The following is a 9330-nucleotide window of genomic DNA, read 5'->3' as shown; positions in this document are numbered from 1 at the left end:
GTTTTTGTAGTTCTGGCTGCGCCAGAACTACAAAAACTGACCACTCAACTGCCTGCGCTAGCGGTTCCAGGTGGCGGTGATGAGGCCGCGCGCGAGGGTGTGGCCGAACATGTTGAAGCCGAGCGCGGCCGGCGACGCGCCCTCGCCGAGGTCGAGCGTCGTGTCGAGCGCGTGCACCGCGAAGATGTAGCGGTGGTCGCCGTGACCGACGGGCGGGGCCGCGCCGACGAAGTTGAACACGCCGCCGTCGTTGCGCACGCTGCGCGCGGCGCTCGGCAGCGCATCCGAATCGGCGGCACCGGCGCCAGCCGGCAGCGACGACACGTCGGCTGGGATGTTGTAGACGGCCCAGTGCCAGAAGCCCGAGCCGGTCGGCGCATCCGGGTCCCAGCACGTCACCGCGAAGCTCTGCGTGCCCTCGGGCGCGGGGCCCCACTCGAGCGCGGGCGAGCGGTCCTCGCCCGTCGCGAGCACGCCGGCACTCACCTGCGCATCCGGCAGGCGGTCGCCGTCGGCGAAATCGGGCGACGACACCGCGAGCGCGGGCACCTCGGGAGTTGAACCGTAGACGTTGTCAGCCATTGCTACCTCCTGAAATTGGCTGCGAACATCCTCCCGCGGCCGCCTGAGCGCAACCGGCTCAGGCGATCGCGGGCGCCTCGGCGTGCGACTCGAAGTCGGTGCGCCGCAGCCGCTTGCGGAACGTCCAGAAGCTCCACCCCTGGTAGCCGAGCACGAGCGGCATGATCACGACGAACGACCAGAACATGATCGAGAGCGTCATGTCGCTCGCCGAGCCGTTCCAGATCGTGAGGTCGTCGCCGCCCGCGAGGTTGCGCATGAGCACTGGGAACAGCGCCGCGAACAGCGACCACACCGCGGTGATCACCGTGGCGCAGCCGAGCGCGAACGCGGCAGAGTCGCGGCGCAGCAGGTTGGCCACCCACGACGCCAGGAACGACACGACCGCCACGAGAGAGAGGATGAGCCCGGCGACCGAGAAGTACGCGGCAACGGTCCAGCCGAGGAACGCGAGCGCGAGCACCGCGACCGCGACGCCGACCCAGGTAGCCGCGCGGTGCGCGCGCTCCCGGAGTTCCCCATCCGTCTTGCGCGTAATGAAGGTGAGGCCGTGGTAGCTGAACAGCGCAAGCGTCGTCAGCCCACCGAGCAGCGCGTAGGGGTTGAGCAGGTCAAGCAAGGTGCCCGTGTAGTTGAAGTGGAACTCGAAGGTGAGGTCACCGACGGTCTGCTGCACCGACTCCATCGGCATGCCGCGCACGATGTTCGCGAAGGCCGCGCCCCAGAGCAACGCGGGCAGTGCCGAGCCGATGAAGATCATCCAATCGAAGCTGCGCGTCCAGCGCACGCCTTTGCCCTGGTGCCGGTACTCGAACGAGACGCCGCGCAGGATGAGCGCGAGCAGAATCAGCAGCAGCACGAGGTAGGCACCCGAGAACACCGTTGCGTACCACTCGGGGAACGCGGCGAACATGAGCGCGCCGGCGACGATCACCCAGGTCTCGTTCAAGTCCCAGATCGGGCCGATTGTGTTGATGAGGATGCGCCGGTCGGTGTCGTCCTTGCCGATGATCGGCAGCGCGATGCCAACGCCGAAGTCGAAGCCATCGAGTACGAAATACCCGATGAACATGAAGGCGATGATCCAGAAGAAAACGACCTGAAGTTCCATTAGTAGACGCTCGCTTTCACCTTGACGTCCTCGACGTTCTCGACGATGCCCTCGTCATTCACGCCGGGCACCTGGATGGGGTCGGACTGCGCCGCGCGCAGGATCAGCTTCACCTCGACGACGGCAAGGATGCCGTAGATGAGTGTGAAGGCGATGAGCGAGATGAGCACGCTCAGCCCCGACACGTTCGGCGAGACGCCGGCCTCGGTGGGCATGAGCCCGAACACGAGCCACGGTTGTCGGCCCATTTCGGTGAAGACCCAGCCGATGAGGATGCCCCAGAGCGGGAACGTCGCCGTCCAGATCGCGATCTGGTAGTGCCAGTTCTTTGTCGCGTAGTTCTTGCGCGTCACCCAAAGGCCCACGAGCGCGATGGCCATCGACGCCATGCCGAAGAACATCATCCAGCGGAACGACCAGTAGGTGACCCAGATGACCGGGGAATAGATCTGGTCGGCGCCATAGAGCTCCTGATACTGCGCCTGGAGGTCGTTGATGCCCTCGACCGTGCCGCTGAAGCTGTTCGTCGCAAGGAACGCGGAGACGTAGGGCACTCGCAGCGACCACACCTCCTCGGTGCCGTCGGGGGTTCCGATCGAGAAGAGCGAGAACGAGGCGTCGGCGCCCGACGAGGTGTTCCACATCGCCTCGGCCGCCGCCATCTTCATCGGCTGCGTTGCGGTCATCACGAGGCCGAGCTCGTGGCCCGAGAGCATGACGGCGAAGCCCGAGATGAGCACCGTCCAGAGCCCGAAGCGCATGGCAGGGCGGAACACGTCGAAGTGTTGGCCCTTGCGCAGGTGCCAGGCCGCGACACCGACGATGATCGTGCCGGCGAGCATCACCGAGGCGGCGAGCGTGTGCGGCAGCTGCGTCAGCGCGACCGGGTTCGTGAGCACGGCCATGAAGTCGACGAGTTCGGCACGGCCGGTGTCGGGGTTGAACTCGAAGCCGACCGGGTTCTGCATGAACGCGTTCGCGGCGAGGATGAAGTAGGCCGAGACCCAGGTGCCGAGCACAGTCATCCAGATGGTGAGCAGGTGCAGGCCCGGCTTGAGCTTGTCCCACCCGAAGATCCACAGGCCGATGAAGGTCGCCTCCATGAAGAAGGCGACGAGGCCCTCGAAGGCGAGCGGGGCGCCGAAGATGTCGCCGACGAAGCGCGAGTAGTTCGACCAGTTCATGCCGAACTGGAACTCCTGCACGATGCCGGTGACGATGCCCATCGCGAAGTTGATGAGGAAGATGTTGCCGAAGAACTTCGTCAGCTGCAGGTACTGCACCTTGCCGGTGCGCAGCCACGCGGTCTGCCAGATCGCGACGCAGAGCACCACGCCGAGCGTGATCGGCACGAATAGGAAGTGGTACAGCGTCGTGAGACCGAACTGCCAGCGCGACAGAATGAGCGGATCCAATAGTGCTTCCACAAGCGCTCCCTACAATCAACATGAGTGGGAAAGTGACGTTCGGAGACGCCGTGCCGAACAACTACAAATTGTAGAGCAATTCATCAGCAAACGTTTAGATATCTCGACCTCGAGAATCTCGAACTCGAGCGTTGTAGCGCGGCAGAGCGGGCGCATCCACACCTCGTTCTCATGCTTGTTGCCTAGGCTGTCGAGATGCTCGCCGACCTGCTCAACACCGTCATCGAAACGGTGCAGGGCATGAACCTGTGGCTCGTCGCTGGCATCGCATTTCTTGGCCTGCTGCTCGAGACGAGCCTCTTTGTCGGCTTCCTCGTGCCAGGCGATGCGACGTTGCTCGTCACCGCGACGAGCGTCACGAGCTTCGAGCGCTGGGGGCTCATCGTCATCGCAGCCGTGCTCGGCGCACTCGCCGGCGAATCGATCGGCTACGCGCTCGGCCGCTGGCTTGGGCCAACGCTGAAACGCTCGTGGCTCGGTCGGCGCATCGGCCTCGAGAATTGGGCGCAGGCCGAGACCCTGCTCGCGCAGCGCGGCGGGCTCGCGGTGTTTGTCTCGCGGTTCTTGCCGGTGTTCCACTCGCTCGTGCCGGTCACGGCCGGCATGGCACGGATGCGCTACCGCAAGTTCATGGCATGGACTCTGCCCGCCTGCCTGCTCTGGGCGGTCGCCTACGTCTCGGTCGGCGCCTTCGCCACGTCGAGCTTCCAGCAGCTCAGCACGCAACTGCACTGGGCCGGGTTCATCTTCGCCGCGATCATCGCCGTGTTCGTGCTCGTGATGTGGCTCGTCAAGCGGTGGCTCTCGAAGCGAGTCGCCACCCAGCTCGCGGCCGACACGAAGCCCGACCCAAGCACGGTGCCCTAAGCTCGGCGCCATGTGCGGCAGATTTGTGGTGGCTCGCGCCACCGGCGAGCTCACCGCCGAGCTCGACATCGAACGGGTCAGCGACGACGCACCCGGTACCTCCTACAACGTGGCCCCGACCACGCGCATTCGCGTGGTCGTCGACGCGCCCGCCGACGAGCCCGTGCGGCGCCTCGAAACCGCGAAATGGGGGCTCGTGCCGAGTTGGGCAAAGGATGAATCGGTCGCCGTGCGTGCCTTCAATGCCCGAAGCGAGACGGCGGCGTCGAAGCCCACATTCCGCGCCGCGGTGAAGCAGCGCCGCGCCGTGATTCCCGTCGACGGGTATTACGAGTGGCACACGCGGGCCGACGGCAGTAAGCAACCGTTCTACGTGCATCCGCAGGGCGAGAGCTCGCTGCTGTTCGCCGCCCTCTACGAGTGGTGGAAGCGCCCCGACGTAGCCGAAGGCGAGGATGCCTGGCTGCTGTCGGCGACGATCCTCACGCGGGCGTCTGCGACCGACAAGCTGCAGTGGCTGCACGACCGCACGCCAGTGTTTCTCGACCGCGGCGACGTCGACGAGTGGCTCGACCCGGCGGTGGCCGGCAACGGCGAGCTCGTCACCGACTTCGCCGACCGTGCGCTCGCGGTATCGGAGACGCTGCAGTTGCGGCCCGTCGGCAAGCGCGTCGGTAACGTGCGGGAGAACGACGAGCACCTGATCGACGAGGTCAAGCCCGAGGCCGCGGCGGAGTCCGCCGAGTGAGTTTCGCTCGTTTGCGTGGGCGTGCAAGGATGTCGCAGTGACTCCAGCCGCGAAGCAACCCCGCACGCGACGCTCCATGCTGGAGCGCATTCCGTTCGTCGAACTCGCCGTGAGCAATGCGTTTCGCATCGAGGACTCGTTCAAGCAATGGCGGATGCGGCGGGCGCGACGACGCGGCGATGTCGAGCAGGTCGAGGCCTACACCGGCTACGGTTCGACGAGGCAGGTGCGCGTGCTCGGGCGCGTGCAGATGGTGCCCGAGGCGGTGCGACGGTATGGGCTGATGCGGCGGTTCGTGCTGCTGCGGCTGCGTCGCAGCAAAGAGCGCTCGGTGCGCGGCTGGCGCAGCTTCGTGCGCGTCGCGGTGCCGAATTCGACCGTGAAGGTGCGAATTGAGGGGCACGAGTTCGACCTCAAGGCCGATCGCGGCGGCGTGCTCGACGGCACCTTCGACGTACAGCTCGAGCCGGGATCGCACGACGTCGTCTTCGAGACCGTCGACGATCAGTTGTCGACGTCGCAGGTGATCGTCGCGCCGGACGATCAGCAGGTGGGCATCATCTCGGATATTGACGACACCGTCATGGTGACCTCGCTGCCGCGTCCGCTGCTCGCGGCCTGGAACACATTCGTCCTCGACGAGCATGCCCGCATGGCGGTGCCCGGCATGAACGTGCTCTACCAGCGACTCATCGAGAAGTTCGGCGCCGGGTCGACCCCGTTTATTTATCTCTCGACGGGGTCCTGGAATGTCGCGCCGACGCTGAGCCGCTTTCTCAGCCGCAACCTCTACCCCTACGGGCCGCTGCTGCTCACCGACTGGGGCCCAACGACGAAACGACTGTTTCGCTCGGGTACCGAGCACAAGCGCACGAGCCTGCGCCTGCTCGTCGAGACGCTGCCGCACGTGAAGTGGATACTCATTGGCGACGACGGTCAGCACGACGAGTCGATTTACGGCGAGTTTGCCGCCGAGTATCCCGACCACGTGCTCGCCGTCGTGATTCGCCAGCTGTCGAACACCGAGTCGGTGCTCGCGGGTGGGCGGGCGGGCAGTTCGGCGCGGTGGCGTCGGCGCGTGCGGGTTCCGTGGGTGCACGGCCCGAACGGTGCCGCGCTCGTACAGGAGCTCGCGAAGTACGGGATCCTCGACTACGACGAGCAGGCCGCCGAGTTGGTCGATCTCTCAAGGTCACTTGCCGACAAGCGCCTCGCGCGGCCGCTCGTGCGGCGCGAGGGTGAGGTCTAGGCGGCGCTTGGTCGCTGGTGCTGGTACGCGAGTTCTGCGCGCTGCCGTAGCAGCGCATCCGCCCGCCCTTTGATGCAGTTTTCTACGAATGACGCGGTTACAACCGCAGCGATCGTAGAAAACCGCGTCAAGACGCAGGCACCGCAGCCGCCGGCGCCGCCGGCAACAGCACCGTGAACACGGTGTGGCCGGGCCGACTCGCGACCTCGAGCGAGCCGCCGTGCGCCTGCACGATCGCCTGCGAAATCGCGAGGCCGAGGCCGCTCGATCCCTGGCCGGATGCGCGGGTGCGCGACGCATCCCCGCGCACGAAGCGCTCGAAGATGTGCGGGGCGACGTCGGGGTCGATGCCACCGCCAGTGTCGGTCACCGTGAGCCGCACCCAGCGGCCGCTGTCGGTGCGCGGGCCGGTCGCGCCGTCGGCGAACGACGTCGCGAGCGTCACCCGTGTGCCCGCATCCGTGTGCACCGCGGCGTTGCGCAGCAGATTGCCGAGCACCTGCGCGAGCGCCGTGCGGTCGCCGATCACCTCGAGCGACTCTGCCTCGGCGTCGAGCCGCCACTCGTGGTCGGGATACGCGACCGCGGCATCCTCGAAGCAGCCCAAGGCGACCTCGTTCGCGTCGAGCCGCACGTGCGTCGGCTGCTGGCCGGCATCGAGTCGCGCGAGCAGCAGCAGGTCCTCGACGAGCGAGGACATGCGCTGCGAAGAGCCCTGGATGCGGTCGAGACTCGTGCGCTGCTGCTCGCTGAGACGCTCGGGCTCGCGGGCGGCAAGCTCGGCGTAGCCACGCACGGCGGCGAGCGGGGTGCGCAGCTCGTGGCTCGCATCCGCAACGAACTGGCGCAGCTTTGCCTCGCTCGCCTCGCGGGCGCCGAGCGCATCCTCGACGCTGACGAGCAGGCGGTTTAGGGATGCGCCGACGCGGCCGACCTCGGTGCCCGGGTCGGTGTCTTCGGCCGGCACGCGCTCGGGAATCGTGACCTCGCCAGCCGCAAGTTCCTTCTGCGAGACGCGCACCGCGGTGTCGGCGACCCGCTCGAGCGGGCGCAGCTGTCGCGCCACGAGCGCTGACGCACCGGCCCCGACGAGCGCGATGGCGACCGCCGCGACGAGCGTGTAGATCGCCGCGAGCAGCCAGGTCGTCGCGAGCACCTCATCCGTCGGCACCCCGACGACCGCGATGACGCCGGACGGCATCGAGTCTGCCTTCACTCGCACGACGCCGATGTCATCGACATCGACGGTCTCGGGCGTGCCCGGCTCGGAGTCGGCGACCGCCTGCAGCACCTGCTGCAGCTGCGCGGTCGTGAGATCGGCGGTATCGCCCGAGCCGTCGGTGTACTTCGCCTTGAGCACCGTGCCGCTTCCCGAGCCCGTGCTGAGCAATTGCACGACGATCGTGTCGAGCTGCTGGCCCGCCTGGTCGAGCGGGTCGGTCTCGGGCTGCTGGCCTGACTGGTCGATGCTCGTGATGAACGGCGCGCGCAGGAGCTGGTCGAGCCGGTCGTCGAGGCGATCACTCAGGCTGCGATAGAGCACCGTGATCGAGAGCACGCCGACCGCGATCGCAAACAGCGCGACGATGCCGACGATGCTCACGACGAGCCGCCGGCGCAGGGTGCGCGGCTGGCGGGTCATGCCTCTTCGCGGATCGTGTAGCCGACGCCCCGCAGGGTATGGATGAGCGGCGGGCGACCCGCGTCGATCTTCTTGCGCAGGTACGAGATGTAGAGCTCGACGACGCTCGTCTTGCCGCCGAAGTCGTAGCCCCACACTTCGTCGAGCAGCTGCGCCTTCGAGAGCACGCGGCGTTGATTCTGCATGAGGTAGCGCAGCAGTTCGAACTCGGTGCCGGTGAGGGTGATGCGCTCGCCCGCTCGCGTCACGTCGTGAGTCTGCTCGTTGAGCTCGAGGTCGGCGAGGCGCAGCACTGACTCGGCCTCGGCCTCGGCCGAGCCGAGGTTGCGGCGCAGCAGGGCGCGCACGCGCACGACGACCTCCTCGAGACTGAACGGCTTCGTCACGTAGTCGTCGCCACCCTCGCCGATGCCGGCGATCCGATCCTCGACCGCATCCTTCGCCGTGAGGAACAGGATCGGCACCGAGTTGCCGCGCTCGCGCACCCGACGCATGACCTCCATGCCGTCGAGGCCGGGCATCATGATGTCGAGCACGACGATGTCGGGCGAGAACTCAGTGATCGCGTCGAGCGCCTGGCGGCCGGTCGCGACGACGCGCACCTCGAGGCCCTCGGCGGCAAGGGTCATCCGCAGCAGGTCGGCGAGGTATTCCTCGTCATCGGCAACCACCGCCCTGGCGGGGGTGCCGTCAGGGCGGATGAGCTGTGGGCGTGCGCCGGTTAGAGCCATGGTCATTATTTAACCTGCTCGGGCGCGGTGATGGGCGGGAGGAACACCGGCACGACCGGCTTCTTCTGGCGCGGCTTCGGGGCTGCCGGCTCGTAGTCGACGACCGGGTCGGGCTCGGGGATGAAGTCGAGCGGCATCGTGATGGGCTCGGCGTCGTCGAAGGGCGCGTCGAAGATCGGGTCGGATGCGGGGGTTACGGAGGATGCTGCGGATGCGGGGGTTGCGGCCGCGTAGGCGACTCGGGCGAATGCCTGGGCGGTGACGGACGTACCAACGACGACTGCGGATGCGGGCTCGACCTCAGCCTCCGCATCCGCCTTCGCGCGGGATGAGCGGGTTGCGATCGCGAGGGCCCAGTCGAGCAGCCCAGTGGCAGCGGCGGTCACGAGCACCGCGGCGAGCTGCGCGAACGGCACGACCGTGGCGAGTCCGGCGGCGAAGCCGATGACGACGGCGGCCGAGGCGTAGAGCACGTCGCGGGTGCTCAGCGTTGCGAACTGAAGGTGCACGAAGCCGAGCAGGCCGGCGAGGGTCGCCGCGAGTGTGGCGATGACCTCGGCGCCCGCGGCGAGCGACGAGACCGTGAGGAGGGTGGTGGCAGCGAAGGCGAGGACGTTCACGCTGAGCAGCAGCAGGATGAGCTCGGTGCGGTGCCGACGACGGGTGAACAGGGCGAAGCTCAGCACGCCGATGGCGGCAAGGTTCGCGGTGAGAAGTAGCAGCGCGATCATGGTGAGTCCTTCCCTCGGATTTGGGGATGCCGCTGTCGTGCGACGCTCTTAGTAAGCGGCGTGAAGCTATGCGCGAGCTATGCCGAGCGCATGGCTCGCTTAGGTGCGCATCCGGTGTTGCCCGACTCGTGCCCGTGCCCGCGATCCCAGCGCTGCCGCCCCGCGCATCCGCCCCACGCGTGTGATGCGGTTTTCTACGAGGGCTGCGGTTGTGGGTGCATCGTTCGTAGAAAACTGCGTCG

General features: G+C 67.2%; 9 protein-coding genes. 3 read left to right on the top strand and 6 right to left on the bottom strand.

Going from position 1 to position 9330, the window contains the following annotated elements; genetic code table 11:
• Positions 1 to 57: 57 nt before the first annotated feature.
• From QM019_RS09290 to QM019_RS09280, 3 genes are read right to left on the bottom strand one after another with little or no spacing between them, the layout of a single operon-like run.
• On the bottom strand, positions 58 to 582 hold the full coding sequence (locus QM019_RS09290; protein WP_282852734.1) for a YbhB/YbcL family Raf kinase inhibitor-like protein: 525 nt from the start codon (positions 580 to 582) through the stop codon (positions 58 to 60).
• A gap of 58 nt (positions 583 to 640) precedes the next feature.
• Positions 641 to 1693 (bottom strand): cytochrome d ubiquinol oxidase subunit II, encoded by a 1053-nt coding sequence (cydB, locus tag QM019_RS09285; RefSeq protein WP_282852732.1) that lies wholly within the window; start codon positions 1691 to 1693, stop codon positions 641 to 643.
• Positions 1693 to 3120 carry a cytochrome ubiquinol oxidase subunit I gene (locus QM019_RS09280; RefSeq protein ID WP_282852731.1) on the bottom strand — a complete coding sequence of 476 codons (1428 nt, stop codon included), beginning with the start codon at positions 3118 to 3120 and terminating at the stop codon, positions 1693 to 1695. The genes cydB and QM019_RS09280 overlap by 1 nt, the downstream gene beginning before the upstream one ends.
• A 195-nt stretch (positions 3121 to 3315) precedes the next feature.
• On the opposite strand from QM019_RS09280, the gene QM019_RS09275 reads away from it, so the two are divergent.
• Genes QM019_RS09275 through QM019_RS09265 form a run of 3 tightly spaced genes read left to right on the top strand, consistent with a single transcriptional unit; the run spans position 3316 to position 5984 of the window.
• Positions 3316 to 3987 carry a DedA family protein gene (locus QM019_RS09275; protein ID WP_282852730.1) on the top strand — a complete coding sequence of 224 codons (672 nt, stop codon included), beginning with the start codon at positions 3316 to 3318 and terminating at the stop codon, positions 3985 to 3987.
• A 10-nt stretch (positions 3988 to 3997) separates the two neighbouring features.
• Entirely contained in the window at positions 3998 to 4735 is a 738-nt protein-coding gene (locus QM019_RS09270) for an SOS response-associated peptidase (RefSeq protein ID WP_282852729.1), read from the top strand.
• A 37-nt stretch (positions 4736 to 4772) separates the two neighbouring features.
• Positions 4773 to 5984, top strand: a complete 1212-nt coding sequence (locus QM019_RS09265; RefSeq protein WP_282852728.1) for an App1 family protein phosphatidate phosphatase — start codon at positions 4773 to 4775, stop codon at positions 5982 to 5984.
• Between the two features lie 127 nt (positions 5985 to 6111).
• Here the strand turns inward: QM019_RS09265 and QM019_RS09260 are convergent, their stop codons facing one another.
• From QM019_RS09260 to QM019_RS09250, 3 genes are read right to left on the bottom strand one after another with little or no spacing between them, the layout of a single operon-like run.
• Complete coding sequence (locus QM019_RS09260) at positions 6112 to 7626, bottom strand: sensor histidine kinase (protein ID WP_282852727.1); 1515 nt, start codon at positions 7624 to 7626, stop codon at positions 6112 to 6114.
• Positions 7623 to 8357, bottom strand: a complete 735-nt coding sequence (locus QM019_RS09255) for a response regulator transcription factor (RefSeq protein ID WP_282852736.1) — start codon at positions 8355 to 8357, stop codon at positions 7623 to 7625. Before QM019_RS09255 ends, QM019_RS09260 begins: the two co-directional genes overlap by 4 nt.
• Positions 8358 to 8362: 5 nt before the next feature.
• Positions 8363 to 9088: a DUF4956 domain-containing protein gene (locus tag QM019_RS09250; RefSeq protein WP_282852726.1), complete on the bottom strand. Its 726-nt coding sequence runs from the start codon at positions 9086 to 9088 to the stop codon at positions 8363 to 8365.
• Between the last annotated feature and the right edge of the window lie 242 nt (positions 9089 to 9330).

It is taken from the genome of Gulosibacter sediminis, assembly GCF_030011715.1.
Taxonomy (GTDB): domain Bacteria; phylum Actinomycetota; class Actinomycetes; order Actinomycetales; family Microbacteriaceae; genus Gulosibacter; species Gulosibacter sediminis.
This window is presented reverse-complemented; position numbering and strand designations above follow the sequence as displayed.